This window comes from Actinomyces bowdenii, assembly GCF_017592395.1.
GTDB lineage: Bacteria > Actinomycetota > Actinomycetes > Actinomycetales > Actinomycetaceae > Actinomyces > Actinomyces bowdenii.
In genome coordinates this window covers 30595-56208 of the sequence record NZ_JAGFOU010000009.1, presented here as the reverse complement: position 1 = coordinate 56208, position 25614 = coordinate 30595, and the positions used below count along the sequence as shown (strand labels likewise).

At 74.2% G+C, this 25614-nt stretch carries 22 protein-coding genes; 16 read left to right on the top strand and 6 right to left on the bottom strand.

The window, feature by feature from the left end; translation table 11 throughout:
• Positions 1-97: 97 nt before the first annotated feature.
• Positions 98-670 (bottom strand): DM13 domain-containing protein, encoded by a 573-nt coding sequence (locus J5X07_RS05595; protein WP_185731999.1) that lies wholly within the window; start codon positions 668-670, stop codon positions 98-100.
• Positions 671-924: 254 nt separating this feature from the next.
• On the opposite strand from J5X07_RS05595, the gene J5X07_RS05590 reads away from it, so the two are divergent.
• The 6 genes from J5X07_RS05590 to J5X07_RS05565 all read left to right on the top strand — a co-directional run bounded on the left by J5X07_RS05590 (position 925) and on the right by J5X07_RS05565 (position 7521).
• A complete protein-coding gene (locus J5X07_RS05590; RefSeq protein ID WP_208478934.1) occupies positions 925-1386 on the top strand; it encodes a YbjN domain-containing protein in 462 nt (153 codons plus the stop codon).
• Positions 1386-2288 (top strand): type III secretion system chaperone family protein, encoded by a 903-nt coding sequence (locus J5X07_RS05585; protein WP_124933410.1) that lies wholly within the window; start codon positions 1386-1388, stop codon positions 2286-2288. Before J5X07_RS05590 ends, J5X07_RS05585 begins: the two co-directional genes overlap by 1 nt.
• A 6-nt stretch (positions 2289-2294) precedes the next feature.
• The gene (miaA, locus tag J5X07_RS05580; RefSeq protein ID WP_208478970.1) at positions 2295-3281 is read left to right on the top strand and encodes a tRNA (adenosine(37)-N6)-dimethylallyltransferase MiaA; all 987 of its coding nucleotides are present in this window, start codon (positions 2295-2297) and stop codon (positions 3279-3281) included.
• 108 nt (positions 3282-3389) lie between these two features.
• On the top strand, positions 3390-4373 hold the full coding sequence (dapF, locus tag J5X07_RS05575) for a diaminopimelate epimerase (RefSeq protein ID WP_208478933.1): 984 nt from the start codon (positions 3390-3392) through the stop codon (positions 4371-4373).
• 71 nt (positions 4374-4444) lie between these two features.
• On the top strand, positions 4445-5848 hold the full coding sequence (brnQ, locus tag J5X07_RS05570) for a branched-chain amino acid transport system II carrier protein (protein WP_341769414.1): 1404 nt from the start codon (positions 4445-4447) through the stop codon (positions 5846-5848).
• 56 nt (positions 5849-5904) lie between these two features.
• The gene (locus J5X07_RS05565) at positions 5905-7521 is read left to right on the top strand and encodes an MFS transporter (RefSeq protein WP_341769413.1); all 1617 of its coding nucleotides are present in this window, start codon (positions 5905-5907) and stop codon (positions 7519-7521) included.
• Positions 7522-7535: 14 nt separating this feature from the next.
• On the opposite strand, the gene J5X07_RS05560 is transcribed toward J5X07_RS05565, so the two are convergent.
• Positions 7536-8180, bottom strand: coding sequence for a class I SAM-dependent methyltransferase (locus tag J5X07_RS05560; protein ID WP_124933407.1), 645 nt, complete (start codon positions 8178-8180; stop codon positions 7536-7538).
• Between the two features lie 223 nt (positions 8181-8403).
• Positions 8404-9801 carry an MFS transporter gene (locus J5X07_RS05555; RefSeq protein WP_341769412.1) on the bottom strand — a complete coding sequence of 466 codons (1398 nt, stop codon included), beginning with the start codon at positions 9799-9801 and terminating at the stop codon, positions 8404-8406.
• 271 nt (positions 9802-10072) lie between these two features.
• Between J5X07_RS05555 and hflX the strand changes: the two genes are divergently transcribed.
• Together hflX and J5X07_RS05545 are read left to right on the top strand one after the other, a co-directional pair.
• Positions 10073-11653, top strand: coding sequence for a GTPase HflX (gene hflX / locus J5X07_RS05550; RefSeq protein ID WP_208478967.1), 1581 nt, complete (start codon positions 10073-10075; stop codon positions 11651-11653).
• Between the two features lie 7 nt (positions 11654-11660).
• Positions 11661-13685 (top strand): ATP-dependent DNA helicase, encoded by a 2025-nt coding sequence (locus tag J5X07_RS05545; RefSeq protein ID WP_481736487.1) that lies wholly within the window; start codon positions 11661-11663, stop codon positions 13683-13685.
• 46 nt (positions 13686-13731) lie between these two features.
• Here the strand turns inward: J5X07_RS05545 and J5X07_RS12915 are convergent, their stop codons facing one another.
• Positions 13732-14790, bottom strand: a complete 1059-nt coding sequence (locus tag J5X07_RS12915; RefSeq protein ID WP_243896508.1) for a LysM peptidoglycan-binding domain-containing protein — start codon at positions 14788-14790, stop codon at positions 13732-13734.
• A 237-nt stretch (positions 14791-15027) separates the two neighbouring features.
• Here J5X07_RS12915 and lexA point away from each other — a divergent pair, with 237 nt between their 5' ends.
• The gene (lexA, locus tag J5X07_RS05535; protein ID WP_124933406.1) at positions 15028-15816 is read left to right on the top strand and encodes a transcriptional repressor LexA; all 789 of its coding nucleotides are present in this window, start codon (positions 15028-15030) and stop codon (positions 15814-15816) included.
• Positions 15817-15941: 125 nt separating this feature from the next.
• On the opposite strand, the gene J5X07_RS05530 is transcribed toward lexA, so the two are convergent.
• Entirely contained in the window at positions 15942-16943 is a 1002-nt protein-coding gene (locus J5X07_RS05530; protein WP_124933405.1) for an L-lactate dehydrogenase, read from the bottom strand.
• A gap of 324 nt (positions 16944-17267) precedes the next feature.
• Here J5X07_RS05530 and nrdR point away from each other — a divergent pair, with 324 nt between their 5' ends.
• Both nrdR and J5X07_RS05520 read left to right on the top strand, forming a co-directional pair.
• Positions 17268-17729, top strand: coding sequence for a transcriptional regulator NrdR (nrdR, locus tag J5X07_RS05525; RefSeq protein WP_124933404.1), 462 nt, complete (start codon positions 17268-17270; stop codon positions 17727-17729).
• 60 nt (positions 17730-17789) lie between these two features.
• The gene (locus J5X07_RS05520) at positions 17790-18920 is read left to right on the top strand and encodes a glycosyltransferase (protein ID WP_208478930.1); all 1131 of its coding nucleotides are present in this window, start codon (positions 17790-17792) and stop codon (positions 18918-18920) included.
• Positions 18921-19025: 105 nt separating this feature from the next.
• Here the strand turns inward: J5X07_RS05520 and J5X07_RS05515 are convergent, their stop codons facing one another.
• Complete coding sequence (locus J5X07_RS05515) at positions 19026-19757, bottom strand: IclR family transcriptional regulator (protein ID WP_124933402.1); 732 nt, start codon at positions 19755-19757, stop codon at positions 19026-19028.
• 203 nt (positions 19758-19960) lie between these two features.
• Here J5X07_RS05515 and leuC point away from each other — a divergent pair, with 203 nt between their 5' ends.
• The 5 genes from leuC to J5X07_RS05490 all read left to right on the top strand — a co-directional run bounded on the left by leuC (position 19961) and on the right by J5X07_RS05490 (position 25584).
• Positions 19961-21424, top strand: a complete 1464-nt coding sequence (leuC, locus tag J5X07_RS05510) for a 3-isopropylmalate dehydratase large subunit (RefSeq protein ID WP_208478929.1) — start codon at positions 19961-19963, stop codon at positions 21422-21424.
• An 18-nt stretch (positions 21425-21442) separates the two neighbouring features.
• Positions 21443-22150, top strand: coding sequence for a 3-isopropylmalate dehydratase small subunit (gene leuD / locus J5X07_RS05505; RefSeq protein WP_208478928.1), 708 nt, complete (start codon positions 21443-21445; stop codon positions 22148-22150).
• Positions 22151-22307: 157 nt separating this feature from the next.
• Positions 22308-23630 (top strand): UDP-N-acetylglucosamine 1-carboxyvinyltransferase, encoded by a 1323-nt coding sequence (gene murA / locus J5X07_RS05500; protein ID WP_124933399.1) that lies wholly within the window; start codon positions 22308-22310, stop codon positions 23628-23630.
• A 92-nt stretch (positions 23631-23722) separates the two neighbouring features.
• Positions 23723-24490, top strand: a complete 768-nt coding sequence (locus tag J5X07_RS05495; RefSeq protein ID WP_124933508.1) for a lysophospholipid acyltransferase family protein — start codon at positions 23723-23725, stop codon at positions 24488-24490.
• Positions 24487-25584 (top strand): NAD(P)H-dependent glycerol-3-phosphate dehydrogenase, encoded by a 1098-nt coding sequence (locus J5X07_RS05490; RefSeq protein WP_341769411.1) that lies wholly within the window; start codon positions 24487-24489, stop codon positions 25582-25584. The genes J5X07_RS05495 and J5X07_RS05490 overlap by 4 nt, the downstream gene beginning before the upstream one ends.
• Positions 25585-25614: the final 30 nt, after the last annotated feature.

Below are 25614 nucleotides of genomic sequence, written 5' to 3'. Positions count from 1 at the left end.
GGACGAGACGGGACGAGAGACGGGAAGTGCCGCGGTCCCCGGGCGATGGGCCCGGGGACCGCGGCACGGTCGGGACTGGTGGCCCGCAGGGGCCGGATCAGGGCTGCTCCAGAGCGGCGGCGCCGAAGGAGACGCTGAAGTCCTCGCACCACAGGTCCACGGTCGGCCACGAGGACGGGTCGAAGCCCTCGGGCAGGTCGTAGACCTGGTTGCCGCGGTTGCCCTTGATGGCGGCGACATCGAGGTGCTCGTGCTGGCCCGCGGTGAACCAGCCGTCCCTGCCCTCGACCACCGGGCCGGCGCTCAGCCACACGCGCACATCGGGGCCGTTGGAGGTCTCCAGGTCCTCCAGGACCAGCTGGTGGGAGCCATCGGGATGGCGCACGATGCTGGCCGTGCCGCTGGTCTCGTGCTCGTGGGAGATGAACGTCCCGCTGGAGACCACCACCGCCGCGCCGGGGTCCTGCTGGGCGGCAGCGGGGTCAGCGGCGCCGTCCTCGCCACCCGGGGCACTGGGCGCAGCCGCAGCGACCACGGGCACCTCGTCGTCGACCTCGACGTCGACCAGCAGCAGCCATGGCTTGAACACCGCTAGGCCGGCGGCCAGGACGACCAGGCCCAGGGCCCCCAGGATCAGCAGGGGGCGGCGGTGCTGACGTGCAAACTTCATGATATCCCCTATGGATCTAGAGTGTTCATGCCCATCCCTCCTATGGGTGGGTCGCCTGTGTCAACCGAGTCCCCACCGCTGCTATTCCCGCTGTGTCCCACTGCGTCCCACTGCGTCCCGCGGCGGAGGCGCACCGGAGCCCACGGGCCCGCAGGGGCGCAGACCGGGGCGCAGGCGGGAGGGCATTGCGCTCATGGTGGAGCGCCCCGGGAGGCGCCGTCGGGCCGATGCCCTGACCGCCTACCCTGGACGCCATGTCCGGATCCGATGCCCCCGTGCCCGCGGCGCCCTCACCGGTTGACGCCGAGCGGGTGCGGGCCTGCGTCCAGGAGCTCGGGCTGAGGTACTTCGTCGACGACGAGGGGGACGTGGGCATCCCCTGGAGGCTGGTGACCGTCCACGTCGTCTTCCAGGACACGCGAGCCGTCCAGCTGCGCGGCGTGTGGCACCGCATCGCCGAGACCGAGTCCCTCGCCGCCCTGCGCGACCTGGTGGAGGACTGGAACATCACGCGCATCGGCCCCAAGGCCTACCTGACCATCTCCGACAACGGCGTCGTGCGCCTCCACGGCGAGGTGACCTACCCCCTGGGGGCGGGCATGACCGACCAGCAGCTCTCCGACTTCATCTTCACCGGGTGCCGGCTCATCATCGCCCTCATGAGGCAGGCCGAGGACCAGTTCCCCGACCCGCTGCGCGGTAGCCTGGAGCCCTGATGGCACGACGCAAGAACCGCCTCACCGACTTCATCCTCAGGCTCCTGGGCAAGGGCTGGGACCAGCGTGCCCTGCCCCCGCAGGACCCCGACCCGTGCCCACCGGCGGGTGCCGCGGGCCCCCAGGCCGGCCCGAGGGGCCGGGGATCCAAGGCCCCCGCCGGGCGCGGCCCGGGCCCCCACCCCCGCAGGCGCGGCGCCCCGCAGGCTTCGGCCGATCCCATGGGGCCCGGTACCGCCTCCGCCCCTGAGCGGGCCTCCTCCCCACCTGGCCCCCAGAGGGCCGGGAACGGCAGCGCGGACGCCACCGGCGCGCAGGCCGCCGGAGCCGGCCGGGCCAGGGGCGCGCAGCCCGCGCCCTCCGCCGCCTCATCGCGCTCCACGGCCCCGGCGGCCCCGGCGCGCTCCGCCAGGAGCGCCGGCATCCTCGGAGCGCAGGGGGCCTCGGGGACCGGCCGGGTCCTCGGCGGGCCCGAGGCGATCGGCGACCTCGACCTCGATCGCGTCGAGCGCACCATCACCGGCACCATGGGCTACTCCGTGCGCCGCCACGACGAGGACGGGCACGCCTGCCTGCTGGGCACCTGGGACGACTTCCCCTTCGTCATCGAGATCCCCCAGGGTCACGACGGCTGGCTCCTGGTCTCAGGCGACTGGCAGGAGCCGGCCCCGGTCTCCCAGCGCGACGAGATCGCCGCCAGCGCCAATGACTGGAACCGCGACAAGTTCTTCCCCACCGTGGGCATCCTGGACAGCCCCGTGGGGCCGCGGGTGCGGGCCACCTACATGATGGACATGAGCTCGGGCATCACCAACTCCCAGCTGCGCCTCCACCTCAACACCGCCCTGTCGGCCTGCACCCAGGCCCTCAGCGCCGTCGGCCCGCTGCTGCCGGAGATCTGAGTGGGCCTGCGCATCGCCGTGGTGGGGTCCACCGCCACCGGCAAGTCCGACCTGGCCCTGGACCTGGCCGAGCGCCTGGGCGCGGCCGGCCGCGGCGCCGAGATCATCAACGCCGACGCCTCCCAGCTCTACCGGGGCATGGACATCGGCACCGCCAAGGTGCCCGTCGGCCAGCGCCGGGGCGTGCCCCATCACCAGATCGACGTGCTGGAGGTCCATGAGGAGGCCAATGCCGCCTCCTACCAGCGCCACGCCCGTCAGGACCTGGCCGCTGTCGAGGCCCGCGGCCACCTGCCGATCATCGTGGGCGGCTCCGGGCTCTACGTGCGGGCCCTGACCGACGACATCGACTTCCCCGGCACCGACCCCCAGGTGCGCGCGGCGCTGGAGGAGCGCTCCCGCACCCAGGGGCCGGCGGCGCTGCGGCGCGAGCTGGCCCGCCGCGACCCCCTGGCGGCCCAGCGCATCGAGGCGGGCGACACCCGCCGCATCGTGCGGGCCCTGGAGGTCATCGAGATCACCGGGCGGCCCTTCTCGGCCAGCCTGCCCGGCCACCGGGACGCCGCCCCCACGCTCCACCTGGCCCTGCGCCCCGAGCGCCAGGCCCTCAACACCCGCATCGACGCCCGAGCCCGGGCCATGTTCGAGGCCGGGCTCCTCCAGGAGGTCGAGCACCTGGTGGGCCGGGGGCTGCGGCGGGGCAGCACCGCCCCCCGGGCCATCGGCTACAGCCAGGCGCTGGACCTGCTCGACGGCCTCATCGACCGCGAGGAGGCCATCATCCGCACCGCCCAGGCCACGCGCACCCTGGCCTCCCGCCAGATCAAGTGGTTCCGCCGCGACCCGCGCGTGCACTGGATCGACCTCGCCGCCGACAGTGCCGCCGACAGCGCCGCCGACAGTGCCGGCGCCCCGCCGTCGCGGGCTGCGGGACGCCGGGCGCTGGAGGCCGCCATGCGCCTGCTGAACCCCCTCCTGGCCCAGCGCCTCTGAGAGGCGCGGGCCGGATGAGGCCCGCAGGCCCCATCCGGGGCGGGCCCAGCCGGCCCGGGCACGACGGCGATGGCCGGGGACGGCCGGCCGTCCCTTAGGCTGGGGCCCATGCCGGACACCTCAGGCCCCAGCCAGGGCAGCGCCATGGGCCTCCAGGGGCGTGAGCTCCTCAAGGGCCACGCCACCCTCAACGACTTCCTCCTGCTCATCGACCCCGACTGCCGGGTGGCGCTCAGCGCCGACGACATCGCCGCGATCTGCGACCGGCGCGCAGGAGTGGGCGCCGACGGCCTCGTGCGCGTCGTTCGCACCGAGGCCCTGCCGGGGGCCCGGGGCTTCGCCGACGCCGTCCCGGAGGCGCAGTGGTTCATGGACTACTACAACGCCGACGGCACGGTGGCCGAGATGTGCGGCAACGCCGCCCGGCTCTTCGCCCACGTCCTGGACGCCGAGGGCCTGGCCGCCATCCCCGACGGGCAGAGCCTGACCATCGGCACGCGCGGAGGCGCCCGTGCCATCACCCGCCTGGGCGACCTGTGGACGGTGGACATGGGGCCCGCCCGCCTGGCCCATCCCCAGCGGGCCCAGGAGGAGGGGTGGGACACCGCCGTCGTCGTCCCCGGGCTGGAAGGGCCCCGGGCGGCCCTGAGCGTCCGCATGCCCAACCCGCACACCGTCGTCGCCCTGGCCGACGAGGAGGAGCTGGAGGCCGCCGACTTCGCGGGCCTGCGCGGCTCCGACGAGCCGGTGCGCTACGACCCCCGCCCCGAGGCCGGCACCAACCTGGAGCTGGTCGTCCCCCTGGGCGAGGAGGCCGACCCGCGGACGGGCCGCAGCGTCGGCGTGGCGCGCCTGCGCATCCTGGAGCGGGGCGTGGGGGAGACCGGCTCCTGCGGGACGGGATGCTGCGCCGCTGCCGTGGCCCTGAGCATCTGGAGCGGGGAGGAGGCGGGGCCCGCCCCCCAGGACTACCGGCTGCTCGTGCCCGGCGGAGAGCTGGGCGTGCACGTGGGAGCCGACCCCCTGGCCCCCGATGCCAGCGTGCTGCTCACCGGGCCGGCGCGATTGACCGCCCGTGTCCGCCTGCCCTGAGCCCCGAGCCATCGACCCATGACCCGCTTGCCGCGACCCGAATGTCCCGGCACGAGCCAAGAGAAGACACCGTGAGCCACCCATCCATCGACAGGACAGCGCCGTCCTCGCAGCCCCGGAGCGCTGCGGGCGCCCTGAGCACCGTGACCACCGGTCTCATGCTCTTCGCCCTCTTCTTCGGCGCCGGCAACCTCATCTTCCCCCCGGTCCTGGGGGCCTCGGCGGGCAGCGGGCTGCCGGCCGTGCTGGTGGGCTTCCTGACCACCGGCGTGCTCATGCCACTGGTGGCGATCATGGCAGTGTCCACCTCCGGGGAGGGCATCCTGGGGCTGGCCCGCCGGGTGGGGCCGCGCTTCGGGGTGCTCATGCCCCTGGCCGTCTACCTGTCGATCGGCCCGCTCTACGCCGTGCCCCGCGTGGTCACCGTCGCCTACGAGCTGGCCACCCGCCCGGTCCTGGAGCTGGCGGGACTCAGGCCCGGGGGCTGGGCCCTGGCCCTCCACATCGTCGTCTTCCTCGGCCTGGCCCTCCTCATCGCCATGCGGCCCACGACGATGACCAACTCCATCGGCCGGTGGCTGACGCCCGCGCTCCTGGCCCTGCTGGCCCTCCTGTGCGGGACGATACTGCTCACCGCCCCCGGGACACCCCGGCCCGCCGAGGGCCCCTACGCCCAGGCGCCCCTGGGCACCGGCCTGACCCAGGGCTACCTGACCATGGATGTGCTGGCCGCCACCGTCTTCGGCATCGTCGTCATCACCTCCCTGCGCCAGCGGGGCCTGAGGCGGCCCCGCCAGATCCTGAGGGCCACCTCAGCGGCGGGCCTCATCGCCGCTGCCCTCCTGGCCTGCGTCTACATCGGCCTGGCCCTCGTGGGCGCCCGCACCCCCGGGCCCGCCGACGACGGCGCCGCCCTCCTGCGGACCGCAGCCGCCCAGGCGCTGGGGGCCCTCGGCGTCGTCATCTTCGCCGCCATCGTCATCCTGGCCTGCCTGACCACGGTGGTGGGCCTCCTGGCCGCCTGGGCGGGATACGCCTACGCCGCCTGGCCCGCGGTGCCCTTCAACCGCCAGCTCCTGGGCGCCGCCGCCCTGGCGACGGCGCTGGCCAACCTCGGGCTCGGCGCGATCCTGACCATCGTCTCGCCCCTGACGCTCCTGCTCTACCCGATGACGATCAGCCTGGTGGTGGTCACGCTCCTGGACGCCCTCATCCCCGGGCGCCTGCGGGCCGCCTACACCTGGCCGGTCGCCGTGGCCGGAGTGCTGGGGGCCGTCTCCGCCCTGGAGGAGCTCGGCTGGTCCGCCCCCGGCCAGGCCCTGGCGCGCACCGGGGCCTGGAGCGCCTCGACCGGATGGATCCTGCCGGCCCTGCTCGCCCTGGGGATCGGCCTGGTCATCGACCGGCGCCGCGGGCGCTGGTCGGCCCCCGGGGGGCCCGCGCAGGCGCCCGCCGAGCAGTGCCCCGAGTCATGATCCGCGCAGGGCCCCGGCGCTGTACGACCGAGGGCCCGGAGGAATAGCCTCGCCCGGTGCCCGCACTGCCAGACTCCTCCGACTCCTCCGACTCCTCCGACTCCTCCGACTCCTCCGAGCCCACCGGCCCGGCGGCCCCCGCGGACCGCTCATCCGGCCGCCCCGCCATGACCCCCGGGCAGCGCAGCCTCCTGGCCATCGTCCTCATCCCGGCCTTCGTCTCGCTGCTGGCGGTCTCCAGCATCAACGTCGTCCTGCCCGCCATCGGCAGCGGCCTGGGCACCGGCAGCGGCGGGCTGCAGCTGCTGGTCTCCGGATACGCCCTGGTCTTCGGGGTGCTCCTGGTGCCCGCGGGCCGGGCCGGCGACGTGCTGGGGCGCGGCCGGCTGTTCATCATCGGGCTGCTCGTCTTCGGAGTGGGCTCGCTGGCCTCGGGACTGGCCCCCGACATCATCACCCTCAACCTGGCGCGCCTGCTCACAGGCATCGGCGCGGGCCTGTTCAACCCGCAGGTCACCGGCATGATCCAGCAGTACTTCGCCGGGGAACTGCGAGGGCGGGCCTTCGGGCTGCTCGGCGGCATCATCGGCATCTCGGTGGCGCTCGGGCCGATCCTGGCCGGGGTGCTCATCGGCTGGCTCGGCCCGCAGTGGGGCTGGCGGTCCTCCTTCCTCATCAACGTTCCCTTCGCCCTGGCGGGCGCCTGGGCGGCCTGGCGCGCCCTACCCGCCAGCGCCTGGAGCCGGGCGGGGCGGGGCGGTTCGGCCGGCGCCGGCCCCACCGCCGTCGATGCCGCGGGCGGAGGCCGCCGGGGGAGCGCGGCGCCCCGGTCCGCCCAGGGCCCCTCCCGACGCGCCCGTCCCGATCTCGACCCGGTGGGCATGCTCCTGCTCACGATGGGCACCGTCCTCATCATGGCGCCCTTCACGGCCGCCGGACACGGCGGGTGGATCTGGTCGATCCTCGTCGTGGGCCTCCTGGTCATCCTGGCCTGGGTGGCATGGGAGCGGCGCTACGCCGGGCGCGGCAGGTCCCCCATGGTGGACCTGGAGCTGTTCCGCATCCCCTCCTTCGCCTTCGGCAGCCTGGCGATCTCCATCTACTTCATGGGGTACACCGCGGTGTGGCTCATCATCGTCCAGTACGTGCAGAGCGGCCTGGGCCTCAGTGCGCTGGCCAGCGGGCTCATCTCCGTGCCCGCAGCGCTGGCCAGCGGGGCCTCCTCCGCGGCCGCCGGCCGGAGGGCGACCCGGGCGGGCCGGGCCATGGTCATGTGGGGCATGGCCCTGGCCATCATGGGGATGGCCGCCTCGATCGGGGCGGTCCGCCTCCAGGCCGGTGCCGGGTGGAGCCCCTGGTGGATGGCGGTGACCCTGGGCATCCTGGGCATCGGCCAGGGGCTGGTGGTCACCCCCAACCAGACGCTGTCCCTGGCGGATGTGCCCGTGGAGCATGCTGGAGCCGCCGGAGGCGTCATGCAGACGGGTCAGCGGATCGGCACCTCCATCGGCATCGCGATGATCACCGGCCTGGCCTTCGCCGTCGCCGAGCGCTGGGGCTGGGGGGCGGCCACCCAGGTGGGCCTGGCCGTGGAGATCCTCATCATCGCCCTGGCGGCTGCGGTGGCGGCGGCCGACCTGCGCATCGCCAAGCGCGCGCAGCGCAGGGCCTGAGGGGGCTGCCGGCGTCAGCCCTCGGGACGGGCGACGCGCAGCACCCGGAAGCCCTTGGAGGAGGCCTCCTTCGTCGTGGGCCAGCCCTGGCCGGTCAACCACCGCGCCAAGGAATCAGCGCCCAGGTTTCTGCCCACCACCAGCCAGGCCTCGCCGCCCGGTGACAGCAGGGCCAGCCAGGTGCCCAGCAGCTCGTGCAGGGCCGCCTTGCCGATGCGCACCGGCGGGTTGGACCAGATGAGGTCCACCCTCCGGCCAGAGGACCGCAGCTCGTCGAGCAGGTCATCGGCCGCGCAGGCCCTGACATTGCCCAGGCCCGCGCGCTCCGCGTTGCGCGCGGTGAGCTCCACGGCGCGCTCGTTGACATCAGCGGCCAGCACCTGCGCCCCGGGGGAGGCCTGCGCCAGGGCCAGTGCGATGGGCCCCCAGCCGCAGCCCAGGTCCAGCAGGGTCCCCTCCTGCGGGGGCAGGGGGGCATGGTCCAGCAGCACCTGGGTGCCCTTGTCCAGGCGATCGGCGCTGAAGACGCCTGAGGCGGTGACCACCTCGTAGTGGTGGCCGTTGATGAGGAGGCGGTGAGATCGCTCCTGCGCGGGAGCCGGGGGCGCGGGGCTGAAGTAGTGCTGCTCGCTCACACCCGCCAGGCTACCGCCCCCCATCCGCCGCCATTCCCGCGCTGCACATCTTCAACCGGGCCCCCAACGCCATCATGCGCAGAACCCGGGGTCCTGGGCCGGATCCGGGTCCGAAGATGTGCAACGGCCCCCGTGCTGCACATCTTCACGGCCCTGCAGCTGGCGAGCCGGCCCAGCACTGCCGGAATCATGCGGTTCCTGCAGGAGGCCGGCCGGTGAAGATGTGCAGCAGGAGGGGCGGGGTGGCTCAGGCCGCCCGCCGCGCCAGCAGCGGGGTGGCCGCCAGCAGGACCACCAGGACGAGGACGATCCCCACCAGCCGGTCCTGCTCCACCCCCAGATCGGTGGGGGCCACGAAGGCGGCCGCCAGGGTGCCCAGGGTGGCGGCGCCCGCCGCCGAGGCGATGGTCACCGAGGTGGCGGAGCGGGCCTCGGAGATGCCGTCCCCGGCCCGGTCGCCCTCCGCCGGGGGCTGGCTCACGCAGCGGATGATCGTGTCCTGGTGGGTCAGGCCCATGCCCGCCCCCGCCAGGGTGAAGCCCACGTGCAGGCACCACCAGGGCGCCTGCCCGTGGAAGGCCTCCGCCATGACCAGCCCGCCGACGACGAAGCACACCGCTCCCAGGCGGATCCTGCGCATGTAGCGGCCAGGCGCCCGGGCGGGCCTGGAGCCGCTCCACATGGCCACCACGGACCAGGCCACCCCCGCCGTCGTCAGCGCCCAGCCGATCATGTCCGCGTCCAGGCCCAGGACGTCGTGGGCCGCGGGGGCCACGAGGTAGTCCAGGGCCAGGTAGGCGGTGCAGACCCAGGCCAGGGTCGCGATCCCGGCCCGTCGCCCCGGGGCCAGGCGCAGCGTGCCGGGTGGGAAGACCCGCGCGCAGGCCCACAGTGCCGCCGCCACCCCCACGGCGCAGCCCGGCCAGAACCAGGGGCTGGCCGCGGGCAGGACCCCGATGGCCCCCACCCCGCCCGCCAGGGCCAGCGCCGCCGGCCATGGTGCTGTGGCGCCCTCCTCCTGGCCCACTCGCAGGCCGCGGATCTCACGGGACATCACCAGCCTCGCCCCGATGAGGAGGGGGATGTAGGCCACCAGCGCCCAGCGCCAGCCGTAGAGCTCGGAGATGGTGGCGGCGTAGGCGGGGCCCAGGAGGGAGGAGACCACCCAGGTCGCCGACCCCACGGCCAGGAACAGGCGCCGCCAGGCATCGGGCAGGCCCGCCACGAGCACGCCCATCGACACGGTGGCCAGCGCCCCGGCCGCCAGGCCCCGCAGGATCTCCCCCGCCACGTACACCTCGATGCCCGGGGCCAGAGCGCCCAGGACCGCCCCCGCCACCAGCAGGGCCGTCAGCGCCGTCATGAGCCGATCGGCCCGCCAGCGGGCCAGCATCGCCCCGCCCAGCGGCATGGTCAGGAAGGTGGGCACCTGAGCCGCCGCCGTCACCAGCCCGTAGTGGCTGCGGGCGTGCAGCTCGGTGGCCAGCAGGGGCAGGACGGTCTGGTTGATGTAGATCTGCATCCCGGCCAGCAGCTCGACCACGAGCATGGCCATCACCAGGTGGCCCTGGCGGGTGACCAGGGTGTTGCGCAGGGAGGGTGCGGGGGCGGACGAGCGCTCATCAGCGGCGGGGGCGTGACTCACAGCGCCCAGGGTATCGAGCCGCCCCAGCGCCTCGAGGCGCGCGCCCGGGCCGGACTGGCCTCCTGCGGTGCCGGGGGGCTATAGTCCTGCCCCATGTGGATCCTTCGCATGCGCTGAGCGGCCTGTGACGCCGCAGGCACACGACCCCCGGCCCCCTGCCGGCCCGACGGCCCCCGGGCCGCCCCCTCCCGCCCGGGAGCGGGCCGACGCACCTGCTCATGAGAAGGAACCCCCCGTGACCCACCGCCCCACCCCTGACCCCGTCATGCCCATGGCCTCCGCCGACTCCACCGACTCCACGGTCCCGGCACGCGCGACGACGGCCGAGGACATCGTCGCCCGTGTCCTGTCGCGCACGGGCACCGCTCTGGAGTCCACCGCCTCCGCCGTCCCGCCCAGGGGGCGGCAGGGCCCGGGCGAGGTCGACGACGGTGCCATCGAGCGCGAGGCGCGCGCCGGCCTGCGGCGCGTGGCCGGGCTGTCCACCGAGCTCGAGGACGTCTCCGAGGTCGAGTACCGCCAGGTCCGCCTGGAGAGGGTCGTCCTGGTCGGCCTGGACCTGCCCGCCCGGCGGGCCGCCCCGGGCCCGGGCCCCACCACCGCCCGCGAGGAGCAGGACTCCCAGGACGCCGAGACCTCCTTGCGCGAGCTGGCCGCCCTGGCCGAGACCGCGGGCTCGGAGGTCCTCGACGCCCTCATCCAGAGGCGCGACCACCCCGACCCGGCCACCTACCTGGGAAGCGGCAAGGCCCGCGAGCTGGCGGAGATGGTGGCGGCCTCGGGCGCCGACACGGTCATCGTCGACGGCGAGCTGGCGCCCTCCCAGCGCCGCGCCCTGGAGGATGCCGTGGGCGTCAAGGTCGTGGACCGCACTGCCCTTATCCTGGACATCTTCGCCCAGCACGCCAAATCCCGGGAGGGCAAGGCCCAGGTCGAGCTCGCCCAGCTGGAGTACCTCCTGCCGCGCCTGCGCGGCTGGGGGGAGTCGATGTCCCGGCAGGCCGGTGGGCGCGTGGCCGGGGGCCAGGGGATCGGCTCGCGCGGCCCCGGCGAGACCAAGATCGAGCTGGACCGGCGCCGCATCCGCGAGCGCATGGCCAAGCTGCGCAGGCAGATCAAGGCCATGGAGCCTTCCCGGGAGGCCAAGCGCGGGTCCCGGCGCCGCGGGGGGATCCCCTCGGTGGCCATCGCCGGCTACACCAATGCCGGCAAGTCCTCGCTGATGAACCGGCTCACCGACGCCGGGATCATGGTCCAGGACGCCCTGTTCGCCACCCTGGACCCCACCGTGCGCCGGGCCGAGACCGCTGATGGGCGCGTCTACACCCTGACCGACACCGTCGGGTTCGTGCGCAACCTGCCCCACGAGCTCATCGAGGCCTTCCGCTCCACCCTGGAGGAGGTGGCCGGTGCCGACCTGCTCCTGCACGTCGTCGACGCCGCCCACCCCGACCCGGTCGGCCAGGTCGCGGCCGTGCGCACAGTGCTCTCGCAGATCCCGGGAGCGCTGGAGGTCCCCGAGCTCATCGTGCTCAACAAGGCCGACCTGGCCGACGCCGTCACCCTGGCCGCCCTGCGCACGCGCCTGCCCGGTGCCATGGCGGTCTCGGCGCGCACCGGGGAGGGGATCGAGGCCCTGCGCGAGCGCATCGACCAGATGCTCCCGCGCCCCGAGGTGACGGTGGACCTGGTGGTGCCCTACTCGCGCGGCGACCTGGTCTCCCGGGTGCATGCCGAGGGCGAGATCGACACCATCGAGTACTCCGACCACGGCACCAGGCTCGTGGCCCGGGTCGGCGCATCCCTGGCGGCCGAGCTCGAGTCGGCCGGCGCCCCACCGGCGGAGGCCTGAGAATCCGGTGGCGACCACGGCGCCCCCGCCCGGGGAGCACGAGCCGCAGGTGCTGGGGGCCCTGGAGGCCGCCGTCGAGCGCCTGGGCGGCAGCCCCCGCCAGGGGCAGGCGGCCATGGCCGCCCGGGTGAGCCGCAGCATCGAGGAGGGCTCCCATCTGCTGGTCCAGGCGGGCACCGGGACGGGCAAGTCCCTGGGATACCTGGTTCCCGCCATGGTCCACGCGGTGGCCGGCGGGCAGCGGGTGGTGGTCTCCACCGCGACCCTGGCCCTTCAGCGGCAGGTCCTGGTCAAGGACGCCCCGCTGGCGGCCGAGGCGGTGGAGCGGGTCAGCGGCACCCGCCCGGTGACGGCGCTGCTCAAGGGGTGGCAGAACTACCTGTGCCTCCACCGGCTCCAGGGCGGGTACCCCGAGGATGACGGCGCTCTGTTCGACGCCGGGCTGGCGGTGGCCCGGCCGGCGGTCGGCGAGGGCGGTGAGGCCGGCGTGGGGGAGCAGGTGGTGCGGTTGCGGCAGTGGGCGGCCCGCACCAGCACCGGTGACCGCGACGATCTGGTGCCCGGGGTCTCGGACCGGGCCTGGGCCCAGGTCTCGGTGGCCAGGAGCGAGTGCCTGGGCGCCTCCTGCCCCCTGAGGCGGGACTGCTTCGCGGAGGCGGCCCGGGCCCGGGCCGCCCAGGCTGATGTGGTGATCACCAATCACGCCATGCTGGGGGTCGTGGCGGCGGGCAACCCGGGGCTGCTGCCCGAGCACGAGGTGCTGGTGGTCGATGAGGCCCATGAGCTGGCTGACCGGGTGCGCTCCCAGGGCACGGTGATGCTCTCCGCGGCGGCGGTGGCCCGCACTGCCGCCACGGCGCGCAAGCACGCCTCGGTGCTGGTCTCAGAGCTGGAGGCCGCCGGCCAGCAGCTCCAGCTGGTGCTGGCCGGGATGCCGGAGGGCCGGCTGGAGGGCGGGGTGCCCGCGGTCCTGGGGGATGCCCTCGTGGTGCTGGAGGCCGCCGCCCGCCGGGTGGCCGCGGATGTGCGCGAGCAGGCCCGAACCGCCGGCCAGCGCGGCGGGGCCGAGGCAGCGGCCGGTGCCGGTGGCCTGGCACTGGCCCGCACCGCGGTGGGGGATCTGCTGGATGCCGTGGAGAGGATGGTCTCGGACTCGGTGGCCGAGGGCCGCGATGTGGCCTGGGTGGAGCGGCCCCGCATGGGCAATGACCCGGCCCGGCTGCTCATCGCACCCATTGATGTGGCACGGCCGGTGGCCGATGCCCTCCTGTCGGACAGGGCGGTGGTCCTGACCTCGGCGACCCTGGCCCTGGGCGGCAGCTTCGACCCGGTGGCCCGATCCCTGGGGCTGGCGCTGGCGGGCCACCCCTGGGAGGGCCTCGATGTGGGCTCCCCCTTCGACTACCCGCGCCAGGGCATCCTCTATGTGGCCGCCCATCTGCCCCGGCCCGCCGCGGGGATCTCCGAGGCGGCCCTTGATGAGATGCTGTCCCTGGCCGAGGCCTCGCAGGGCGGCATGCTGGGGCTGTTCTCCTCGCGGCAGGCGGCCCAGGAGGCGGCGCAGGTGCTGCGCGGCAGTACTGATCTGCCGGTCCACGCCCAGGGGGAGGACAGCCTGCCCGCACTGGTGGAGGCCTTCGCGGCCGATGAGCGGGCCTGCCTGGTGGGCACGCTCAGCCTGTGGCAGGGGGTGGATGTGCCCGGGAGGACCTGCCGCCTGGTGGTCATGGACCGCATTCCCTTCCCGCGTCCCAACGACCCGGTGGCCCAGGCGCGCACCGAGGCTGTGAATGCTGCGGGCGGCAACGGATTCATGAGCGTCTCGGCCACCCACGCCGCCCTGCTCCTGGCCCAGGGCGCCGGGAGGCTCATCCGCCGGGCCAGTGATCGCGGTGTGGTCGCGGTGCTGGACTCCCGGCTGCGCACCGCCCGCTACTCGGGATTCCTCACCCGCTCCATGCCCGCCCTGTGGCCGACGACGGACCCTGCGGTGGTCCGCGGCGCCCTGGAGCGCCTGGCCGCCCAGGACTGAGCCCCGGCTGCCGCATGCGGCCCCGTCCCGGTGGGGCGCGGCCGCCTCAGTGCACCGGGATGGTGAGGGTCTCGCCGGCGCGGATGGTGGGGCTGTCCAGATCATTGAGCTCGACGATGGTGGCCACTGTCTGGGCCACGTCCGGGGAGCCGGTGGCCGAGGCCACCTCCCACAGGGACTGCCCGGGCTGGACCACCGTCGTCGTGGTGCGCATGGGCTCGGTGCCCACCAGGCCGGAGAGGGCCAGTCCTGAGGAGATCACCGCGATGGCCACCAGGCAGGCGCCCAGGGCGGCGATGAAGCGGCGCACCGGCCGGGGCAGGGCGGGAGCCTGGGCGGCGGGGGAGTGCGGCGGCCTGCGCTGCTCGCAGCCGGGCAGTGCCCGCGCGCCCCGGGCGCTGAGAGCGGGGCCCTGCTGGGATCGGCGCCTGGATGAGCGCACCGCGGGGTGGTTGGGGGCCAGGCGCGCCGCCCTGCCCGCCTCCGCCATGCTGCCGGCCACCGCCCTCCGGGAGCCCTCCCGCAGGCCCGTGGCCGGGGTCCTGCGCGGCTGGTCGGGGCGCGAGTCGATCCCGGTGGCCCCCTGCCCGGCGCTCCTGTGCCGCGCGCCGCTGCGCCCGTCGCCCGCCGGGCGGGGGCCGCGCTCGCGCAGGGGCAGGGGCGGGCCGGGGCGTCGGGGCGGCCCGGCCCGGTGGACCGGCGCCGTGGCCCCGGCGGGCGTCAGCGGCGAGGCGGCACTGGCTGGGAGTGGGGCTGCGGGGGAGCGCGAGGGCCGCGGGTCGCCCGGCACCGGGGCCGCAGCCGCGTGCCGCACCTCGGCGACCGCTCCGGTTCCCGCGCCGGCGATGGTGCCGATCGCGGCAGTGGCGACCAGGCGCAGGTGGCGCGTGGGGCGGCTGCCGCCCCACGGGTGCGGCACCGGGCCGGGCAGTGCTCCTGCGCCCCCCGGGGCTGCCGACTCCTGCGCCCCGGTGCCCGGCACGAGCCGCAGCGCGGGTCTGTGGGAGGAGGACTCCGCGGGGCTCCCGGCACTGGGCAGGGCGGGGGAGATGCGGTCCGAGTCGAGCCGCCTCGTGGGCCGGGGCGGGGCGATGATGGCGCTCATGTCTTCCTCCTGAACGTATGTTCGACGAACATCTGTTCGATAGACTACTGCCTGGAGGCGGGGGCGTCCAGCATCTCTTCGAACAGGTGTTTGAACTGCGCCCGTCCAGCCTCTAGGCTTGATGCGTCAAGACCACCACGGGGCACCGACACGAAAACCGACACGAGAGCACGGCTCCGAGCGCCGTCGTCGCGCTCAGGGGCGACATGGCCGGGGCAGGACGGGGAAGGCGGGGAGATGAGCGCCACAGTGGATGAGGGAGCGGCAGGGGGGATGGCCGCGCCCGCCGTCGCCGAGATCCTGAGCGACCTGGATGAGCGGGCGCTGGCCGTCTACGAGGCGGTGCGCGAGGCCGTCTCGGTGCGCGGGTACCCGCCCTCGCTGCGGGAGATCGGTGCGCGGGTGGGCCTGACCAGCCCCTCCTCGGTCAAGCACCAGCTCGACAAGCTCGAGCGGCTGGGCCTGGTGCGCCGCGACCCCAAGCGCCCGCGGGCCATGGAGGTCGTCTCCCCCTCCCCGGCGCCTCCGCTGCCGGGAGGGCGGGAGGAGCCCCCCGCCCCGCCCCGGGGCCCCGGTGGGCCTGGATCTCAGGGCCGGCGCTCAGGCGCGCTGCACGCCCTGCCCGGCGTCGAGGCGGGGCAGGCCGTGGCGGTGCCGCTGGTCGGGCGCATCGCTGCGGGAAGCCCGATCCTGGCCGAGCAGGAGGTCGCCGATGTCATGGCCCTGCCGCGGCGCCTGACCGGCGGGGGGGATCTGTTCATGCTCGAGGTCCACGGCGACTCCATGATCGACGCCGCGATCTGCGACGGCGACTGGGTGGTGGTGCGCGCCCAGGCCGATGCCGCCAATGGTGAGATCGTCGCCGCGCTCATCGAGGACGTCGATGGTGCGAGCGCCACGGTCAAGGTGCTCTCCCGGCGCGACGGCCACCAGTGGCTCCTGCCGCGCAACCCCGACTACGCCCCCATCGACGGCGACCGGGCGACGATCATGGGCAAGGTCGTCACCGTCCTGCGCTCCCTGTAGGCCTGGGCGGTCATCGACGGGGCCCGGACGCGGAAGGCGTCCGGGCCCCGTCTGCGGTCATGGTCGAAGGCTCGTCGAAGGCTCGTCAAAGGCTCGTCAGCCGCCGATGGCCGCTGGATGCCTCCTCAGTAGCCCAGGCCGCGGGCGACCTCGCGCAGGTGGTCCGCGGAGGCCTTGAGGGCCTCGTGCTCCCCGTCGGTCAGCGGCAGCTCCAGGCGCCGACCGGCGCCCTCACGGCCCACGATGGTGGGAACGGCCATGCACACATCCGAGATGCCGTGCCAGTCCTCCAGCAGCGGGGAGATGGTGAGCACGCGCTGCTCGTCGTTGAGGACGGCACTGATGATCCGCTGGACCGCCAGGCCCACGGCGTAGTTCGTGGCGCCCTTGCCCTCGATGATCCGGTAGGCCGACCGCACGACATCGTGAGCGATGCGCTCGCGCTTGGCCTCGTCGAACTCCCCGCCGTCCAGGGTGGCGCCCCACTGGGTGATCGGAACGCCGCCGATCTCCGTGGAGGACCACAGCGGGACCTCGGAGTCGCCGTGCTCACCGGCGATGTACCCGTGGATGTTCTGGGTGGCGGTGCCGGTCTCCAGGGAGACCAGGTAGCGCATGCGGGCGGTGTCCAGCACCGTGCCGGAGCCGAAGATCTGGTTCTCGGGCAGGCCGGTGATCTTCTTGGCGCAGTAGGTGACCACATCCACCGGGTTGGCCACGAGCAGGAAGATCGCGTGGGGGGCGACCTCGACGAGCTTGGGGAGGATCTTCTCCATGATGCCCACGGTCGCCCCGGCCAGCTCCAGGCGGGACTGGCCCGGCTTCTGCTTGGCCCCGGCGGTGATGGCGATGACATCGGCATCCCGGCAGATCTCCGGGTCATCGGAGCCCGAGACCGCCCCGGCGGAGGTGAACTGGATGCCCTGGGCGATGTCCAGGGCCTCGGCCTCCACCTTCTCCTTGGCGATGTCCTGCAGCACGATCTCACGGGCCACGCCCTTGGTGACGCAGGCGTAGGCGAGGGTGGAGCCGACGGCTCCTGCGCCGATGATGGCGACCTTGGAGGGGCGACCGGAGCGGGAGGTCGGGTAGGAGCCTTCAGCAGTGTTGGTGATGCGGTCGGACACGGTTCATACTCCTCGATGGGATCGACTGGCGGACTGTGCTGTCGCCCGCCCGGGGCCAGCCTACGTGCTGGCTCCGTCCGCCAACAGCCTCCGCCCCCTGATGGTGCGCCATGGCGCCCACCCGCGTGCTCCGCTCCCGCGCCCTGCGCGCCCCGCGTGGTCCTTCGGTCCCGGGCCGCCGGGCCGGGCGGCGGCAGCGGGCGAGGCGCGCGGGAGCCCCTGGTGATCAATTCCCGCCCACCTATGACCGGCCCCTTGCTATTGGAGGAGGTGGGCGTTTAACCTCCCAGTGACCGCGAGGCCATGAAATCGGAGGATGTCCGCGTGCACTGCCCCTTCTGCCACCATGACGGCTCGCGCGTTGTTGACTCCCGCACCGCCGAGGACGGCGCCTCCATCCGCCGTCGGCGCCAGTGCCAGCAGTGCGGACGGCGCTTCACCACCCTGGAGACCACCGGCCTGTCGGTGTGCAAGCGCTCGGGCGCCGTGGAGCCCTTCAGCCGGGAGAAGGTGATGACCGGGGTGCGGCGCGCCTGCCAGGGCCGGCCCGTCTCCGATGACGACCTGGCCCTGCTGGCCCACAAGGTCGAGGAGTCCATCCGGGCCGGGGGCCAGGCGCTCGTGGACTCCCACGAGGTGGGCCTGGCGATCCTGGGTCCCCTGCGCGAGCTCGACCAGATCGCCTACCTGCGCTTCGCCTCGGTCTACTCCTCCTTCGACTCCCTGGAGGACTTCGAGGCCGCCATCGCCGAGCTGCGCGCGGGCGGGCGGGGCGAGCCCGCCTGAGCCCAGCCGGGAGCGGCGGGTGCGGCCAGGGTCGCCGCGGGCGCGTGGCACACTGGCGGCGTGAGAGTCCTCATCGTCTCCGACTGCTATGCGCCGCGCCTGGGCGGGATCGAGACCCAGGTGCGCGACCTGGCCCGCAACCTCCTGGCCGCGGGCCACGAGCCCGCCGTCGTCACCGCCACCCCCGACGGCCCGGGCCGGGGCCGCAGCGTGGAGGGCCCCGACGGCTTCCCGGTCTTCCGCACCACGGTGCCCCTTCCCGGCGAACTGCCCGTCCATCCCCGGGGTCGCCGGGAGATCGAGGCGGTCATGGAGCGCTGGCGGCCCGAGGTCGTCCATGCCCACGTCGGGATCGTCTCGCCCTTCGCCTGGTCGGGCATCGCCGCGGCTCGGCGCCAGGGCCTGTCCCTGGCGGTGACCTTCCACTGCGTCCTGGGGCCCTGGGCCCGCGCCGGGGCGGCGCTGGGCCCCCTGAGCCCGGTGAGCCGCTGGCGGGGCATCGCCGACATCACGGCGGTGTCCTCCATGCTGGCCCGCGAGGTGGAGCGCGCCGGGGCGCGCGGGGGCGTGACGGTCCTGCCCAACGGCATCACCCTGGACCACTGGCGCCTGGAGCGCCCAGACGGGCCGGACGGCCCACGGCCACTGCGGGTGGTGGCCTCGCTGCGCTGGATCGAGCGCAAGCGCCCCCTGCAGGTGGTGCGGGCCTTCACCGCGGCTGTGGAGCGCAGCGGCGCGGATGCGGTCCTGGAGATGTACGGCGACGGGCCCCTGCGCGACCGTCTCGCCCAGGAGGCCGCCGACAGCCCCGTGGCCGATCGCATCACCCTGGTGGGCCGCCTGGAGCGCAGCGAGCTGGCGCGCGCCTTCACCCGGGCCGACATCTACCTGCAGACCTCCCCGGCCGACTCCTTCGGCATCAGTGTCCTGGAGGCCCGCGCCGCCGGCCTGGCCGTGGTGGCGCTGGGCTCCTCGGGGGTGGCCGACTTCATCACCGACGGCGTGGAGGGCCTGCTCGCCGATGATGACGCGGGGCTGGCCTCGGCCCTGACCGCCCTGCTGGAGGACCCCGCCCTGCTGGCGCGCATGAAGGAGCACAACTACGCCGTCGCGCCCCCGCTCCAGTGGGGCGATGTCGTGGAGCGCAATGTGGAGGCCTACCGCCGCGCCATCGCCCTGCGCCGCCGCTGAGGCGCGCCTCCCGATGGCCCGCCGCGGTGGTGGGGCGCGGAACGCCGGGGGCGCAGGCCGGCCGGGCTGCCTCTCCGGCCGTCAAGCCCCCATCCCCGTGCGCGCTCAGTCCTCGTTGCGCAGCACCTCTGACAGGCGCCGGGCCGCCGCCATGACCACGGGGCCGTGGGTGCGCCCGGGCTGGCGGCCCATGCGCTCGATGGGGCCCGAGATGGAGATGGCGGCCACCACCTTCCCCCCGGCGCCGCGCACCGGTGCGGAGACCGAGGCCACGCCCGGCTCGCGCTCGCCGACGGACTGGGCCCAGCCGCGGCGCCGCACCGCTGAGAGCATGGTGGCGTTGAAGCGGGAGCCCACCAGGCCCCGATGGAGGCGGTCGGGCTCCTCCCAGGCCAGGAGCACCTGGGCCGCCGAGCCCCCCTGCATGGACATCGTGGCGCCCACCGGGATGGAGTCCCGCAGGCCGATGGGCCGCTCGGCGTTGGCCACGCAGATGCGCACGTCCCCCTGGCGCCGGTAGAGCTGCGCGGACTCGTGGGTCTTGTCCCGCAGCGCGGCCAGGATCGGGGCCGCCACGGCCAGGAGGTGGTCCTCGCCCGCGGCGGCGGCCAGCTCATTGAGCCGGGGCCCCAGGGTGAACCTGCCGTGCGCGTCGCGGGTCACCAGGCGGTGGAACTCCAGGGCCACGGCGATGCGGTGGGCGGTGGGGCGCGCCAGGTGCGTGGTGGTGACGAGCTGGGCCAGGGTGGCCGGGCCTGATTCCAGGGCGTTGAGCACGAGGCAGGCCTTGTCGATGACGCCGACGCCACTGCTCTCGCTCTCGATCGAACTGTCCATACTCTGATACTCCCATTCCAGGAGGTGAGACCTCAAGTAGTCTCCTCCAACTAGAGGTGGCGCGGTGTCAGCATCCTGGCCACCATGCTAATGGTGGCCGACGCGCAGCGCCCGCTCAGCCCCGGGGCCGATCGGCCCGCCGTCGGGGCCGGGGCGGCTCGAGCGGCCTGTCAACGACCTGTCAACGGAAGGAAGTGCGTGCGATGGGAATGACCCTCGCGGAGAAGGTCTGGCGCGATCACATCGTGTCCCAGGGCAGTGACGGCGCCCCCGATCTGCTCTACATCGACCTGCACCTCGTCCACGAGGTCACCAGCCCCCAGGCCTTCGAGGGCCTGCGCCTGGCCGGGCGCAGGCTGCGCCGCCCCGACCTGACCCTGGCCACCGAGGACCACAACACCCCCACCCTGGACATCGACCTGCCCATCGCCGATGTCACCAGCCGGGCCCAGATCGAGACCCTGCGCGCCAACTGCGAGGAGTTCGGGGTGCGCATCCACTCCCTGGGGGACGCCGACCAGGGCATCGTCCACGCCGTGGGCCCCCAGCTGGGGCTGACCCAGCCGGGCACCACCGTGGTGTGCGGCGACTCCCACACCTCCACCCACGGCGCCTTCGGCGCCCTGGCCTTCGGCATCGGCACCTCCCAGGTCGAGCACGTCCTGGCCACCCAGACCCTGCCCATCGCGCCCTTCAAGACCATGAGCGTGACCATCGAGGGCGACCTGCCCCCGGGCAGCGGCGCCAAGGACATCATCCTGGCCATCATCGCCAGGATCGGCACCAATGGCGCCCAGGGCCACGTCATCGAGTACCGCGGCAGGGCCATTGAGGCGCTGTCGATGGAGGCCCGCATGACCATCTGCAACATGAGCATCGAGGGCGGCGCCCGCGCCGGCATGATCGCCCCCGACCAGGTCACCTTCGACTACCTCTCCGACCGCCCCCACGCCCCCCGGGGCGAGGACTGGGACGCGGCCGTGGAGTACTGGTCCTCCCTGCGCACCGACGACGACGCCGTGTTCGACACCGAGGTGGTCCTCCAGGGCGCCGACATCGAGCCCTTCGTCACCTGGGGCACCAACCCCGGCCAGGGGCTGCCCATCTCCGCCGCCGTGCCCGACCCCGAGCTGATCGCCGACGCCACCGAGCGCCTGGCGGCCGAGCGGGCCCTGGAGTACATGGACCTGGCCCCGGGCACCCCGCTGCGCGAGATCGCCGTCAACACCGTCTTCCTGGGCTCGTGCACCAACGGGCGCATCGAGGACCTGCGGGCGGCCGCCGAGGTCATCCGCGGTCGGCGCAAGGCCGAGGGGGTGCGCATGCTGGTGGTGCCGGCCTCGGCGCGCGTGCGCCTGCAGGCCGAGGCCGAGGGGCTGGACCGGGTCTTCAAGGACTTCGGGGCCGAGTGGCGCAATGCGGGCTGCTCCATGTGCCTGGGCATGAACCCCGACCAGCTCTCCCCCGGGGAGCGGGCGGCCTCCACCTCCAACCGCAACTTCGAGGGCCGCCAGGGCAAGGGCGGGCGCACCCACCTGGTCTCCCCGGTGGTGGCCGCGGCCACGGCCGTGCGCGGGGCCCTGTCCACCCCCGCGGACCTGCCCCCGCTCGATGAGGGCGGCGCGGCCGCGGACCGCATGGCGCCGTCGGCCGTCGCCGTGGCCTGAGCACGAAGGAGTCGCATCATGGAGAAGTTCATCCGCCACACCGGCATCGGCGCCCCCCTGCGCCGCAGCGCTGTGGACACCGACCAGATCATCCCGGCGGTCTACCTCAAGCGCATCACCCGCACCGGCTTCGACGACGCCCTGTTCGCCGGCTGGCGGGCCGGGGAGCCCGACTTCATCCTCAACCAGGAGGCCTACAAGCGCGCCTCGGTGCTGGTGGCGGGCCCCGACTTCGGCACCGGCTCCTCGCGCGAGCACGCCGTGTGGGCGCTGAAGGACTACGGCTTCCGCGTCGTGCTGGCCCCGCGATTCGCCGACATCTTCCGGGGCAACGCCGGCAAGCAGGGCCTGGTGGCCGGGATCATCGGCCAGGAGGACTGCGAGCAGCTGTGGAAGATCCTGGAGACCGAGCCGGGGGCCGAGGTGACCGTGGACCTGGAGTCGCGCACGGTGGAGGCGGGGGTCTTCCGCTGCTCCTTCGAGATCGACGACTACGTGCGCTGGATCCTCATGGAGGGCCTGGACGACATCTCCCTGACCCTGCAGCACGAGGAGGAGATCGTCGCCTACGAGCAGCGCCGCCCGGCCTACAAGCCCCGCACCCTGCCGGCCAGGCACCTGCCCAAGGAGGAGGTCGTGCCCGCGCGCTCGGCCGAGATGCCCGTGGTCCACATGCCGCTGCCATCGGTGCGCCCGGGAGCCGCGCCCAGCAGCCCCCGGGGGTGAGGGCGCCGCTGAGGGTTGGGTCCTGAGGCCAAGGCCACCCGTGCCCGGGCGCCCGAGCGGCGTCCCGCCACAGCCGGTGCGCTTATGCTGGGACAGCTGCGCGGCCGGGGGCAGCCCCGGCGGTGGCAGTTTTCCACAGCACACGATGGAGGTACGCATGGTCGACGGTCTGCTCCAGGTCGAGGGCGGCCGCCCGCTCAGCGGGGAGATCACGGTCCGGGGGGCCAAGAACCTGGTGCCCAAGGCCATGGTCGCCGCGCTCCTGGGGGCCACGCCCTCGGTGCTGCGCAACGTGCCGGTCATCCGGGACGTCGACGTCGTCTCGGGCCTGCTCACCCTCCACGGGGTCTCCATCGACCACGACCCGGCCGAGGGCGTCCTGCGCCTGGACCCCTCCCGGGTGGAGTCCGCCCACGTCGCCGATATCGATGCCCACGCGGGATCCTCGCGCATCCCCATCCTCTTCTGCGGCCCCCTCCTGCACCGCCTGGGCGAGGCCTTCATCCCCGACCTGGGCGGCTGCCGCATCGGGGACCGCCCCATCGACTACCACCTGCAGATCCTGAGGCAGTTCGGCGCCAGCGTGGACAAGCAGGTCCAGGGCATCCGGCTGACCGCCCCCGACGGCCTTCACGGCACGGTCATCGACCTGCCCTACCCCTCGGTGGGCGCCACCGAGCAGACGCTCCTGACCGCCGTGCGCGCACACGGCCTGACCGAGCTGCGCGGAGCCGCCGTCGAACCCGAGATCATGGACCTGGTCGATGTCCTGCAGAAGATGGGCGCCATCATCTCGGTGGACACCGACCGCACCATCCATGTCGAGGGCGTCGAGGAGCTCTCCGGCTACAACCACCTGGCGCTGCCCGACCGCATCGAGACCGCCTCATGGGCCTCCGCCGCCCTGGCCACCCGCGGCGACATCTTCGTGCGCGGGGCCCACCAGAGCGACATGACCACCTTCCTCAACATCTTCCGCAAGGTCGGCGGCGCCTTCGATGTGCGGGACGAGGGCATCCGCTTCTACCACCCCGGGGGCGACCTGAGGTCCATCGTGGTGGAGACCAATGTCCACCCCGGTTTCATGACCGACTGGCAGCAGCCCCTGGTGGTGGCCCTGACCCAGGCCGCGGGCCTGTCCATCGTGCACGAGACCGTCTATGAGAACCGCTTCGGCTTCACCGGTGCCCTGCGCAAGATGGGCGCCACCATCCAGGTCTACCGCGAGTGCCTGGGCGGGACCGCCTGCCGCTTCGGCCAGCGCAACTTCTACCACTCCGCCGTCATCTCCGGGCCCACCCCGCTGACGGGGGCCGACATCGTCGTGCCCGACCTGCGCGGCGGCTTCTCCCACCTCATCGCGGCCCTGGCCGCCGAGGGCACCAGCCGGGTCGAGGGCGTCAACCTCATCGACCGCGGCTACGAGAACTTCATGTTCAAGCTCGCCTCCCTGGAGGCCGCCGTCACCCGCCTGGCCTGAGCGGCCCACCCGCGCCCTGGCTGGGGTCGGGCGCGGGGCCGCGCCGCCCCTGGGGACCCGGTAGGCTTCGGGCCGTGCCCACCACGCGACGCATGTCCCCGTTCTACCGATTCGCCTCCCGCGGGGCGATCATCCCCTTCCTCAAGGCGGTCTCCCGCCAGCGGGTGGAGGGGGTGGAGAACATCCCCTCCCAGGGCGCCTTCATCGCCGTGGCCAACCACCTCACCGAGCTGGACTCCCTGACGGCCATGCGCGCCCTGGTGGACCAGGACGTCCCGGTCTACTCCCTGGCCAAGTCCACGCTCTTCGATGTGCCCGTGCTGGGCTCCATCCTGCGGGCGGGCGGGCAGATCCCCGTCCACCGCTCCAGCTCCGCGGCCTCCTCCTCCCTGGGTGAGGCCGAGCGGGTGCTGCGCGCGGGGGAGTCCATCATGGTCTTCCCCGAGGGCACCCTCTCGCGCGATCCGCTGCGGTGGCCCATGACCGGCAAGACCGGCGCGGCCCGCCTGGCCATGGCCACCGGCGCCCCCGTCCTGCCCATGGGCCAGTGGGGGGCCCACCTCATCCTCGATGGCTACTCCAAGAGACTGCGGCCCTTCCCCCGCAAGGATGTGCGCGTCCTCATCGGCCCGCCCCTGGACCTGACGCGCTTCGGCACCGACACCGCCGACCACGAGGCGGTGCGCGCCTGCACCGCCGAGATCATGAGCGCCATCACCGCCCTGGTCGAGCAGCTGCGCGGGGAGAGGGCGCCGCGGCCCTATGACATGAAGTACGACGGCGACCCGGGCAAGGGCCAGATCGGGGTGCGCCGGCCGGATCCCGAGCCGCAGGAGCCCGAGCACGGGGAGGCCCCGTGAGCATGGTGCCCGGGGCGGCCGGCGGCGCCGGCGCGCCCGACGACGTCGCCGCACCCGCCGTCCTCAGCGCGCCCGCCCCTGAGCGGGCGGCCGTCATCGGCTCGGGCGCCTGGGGCACGACCTTCGCCTCCGTCCTGGCCCAGGCGGGCACGCCCACCACCATCTGGGCGCGGCGCCAGGAGATCGCCGCCGACATCAATGCCGGGGCCAATGAGCGCTACGTCCCCGGGCACCGCCTGCCCCCCGGGGTGCGGGCGACCACCGATATGAGCGCGGCGGTGGAGGGAGCCGTGCTGGTCGTGGTGGCCCTGCCCTCCCAGCAGGCGCGCGCCATCATCTCGCCCCTGGCCGGGGCGCTGGCGGATCAGGCGGTGGCCGTGTCCCTGATGAAGGGCGTCGAGCTGGGCACGGGTCTGCGCATGAGCCAGGTCCTGGCCCAGGCCCTGGGCCTGGAGGCCGGGCGCGTGGCCGTGGTCTCGGGCCCCAATCTGGCCGACGAGATCGCCGCGGGCCAGCCCACCGCCACCGTCATCGCCGCCCAGGACCCCCGGGTGGCCGCCCGCGTGGCCTCCCTGTGCGCGACCGGCTCCTTCCGGCCCTACACCAACACCGACGTCCTGGGCGTCGAGCTGTGCGGGGCGGTCAAGAACGTCATCGCCCTGGCCGTGGGGGCGGCCAGCGGCCAGGGCCTGGGGGACAACTCCAGGGCCACCATCATCACCCGCGGGCTGGTGGAGATCACCCGCCTGGGCATGGCCCTGGGCGCCCAGCCCGAGACCTTCGCCGGCCTGGCGGGGATGGGGGACCTGGTGGCCACCTGCTCCTCGCCGCTGAGCCGCAACCTGGCCTTCGGGCGCCACCTGGGCCAGGGCATGAGCCCCCAGCAGGCGGCGGATGCCTCACGGGGCGTGGCCGAGGGCGCCAAGTCCGCCCGGGCGGTGCTCGACCTGGCCACCGCCCACGGCGTGGAGATGCCGATCACGGCGGGGGTGGTCGCCGTCGTCGAGGGCGCCGCCAGCGTCGCCGAGGTCACCGATGCGCTGCTGGCCCGCCCCCGCAAGGCCGAGGGCGTGCACGCCGCCCCTCAGCAATAGGGCCGGGCGGGCCCCGCTCGTGCTCGGGGC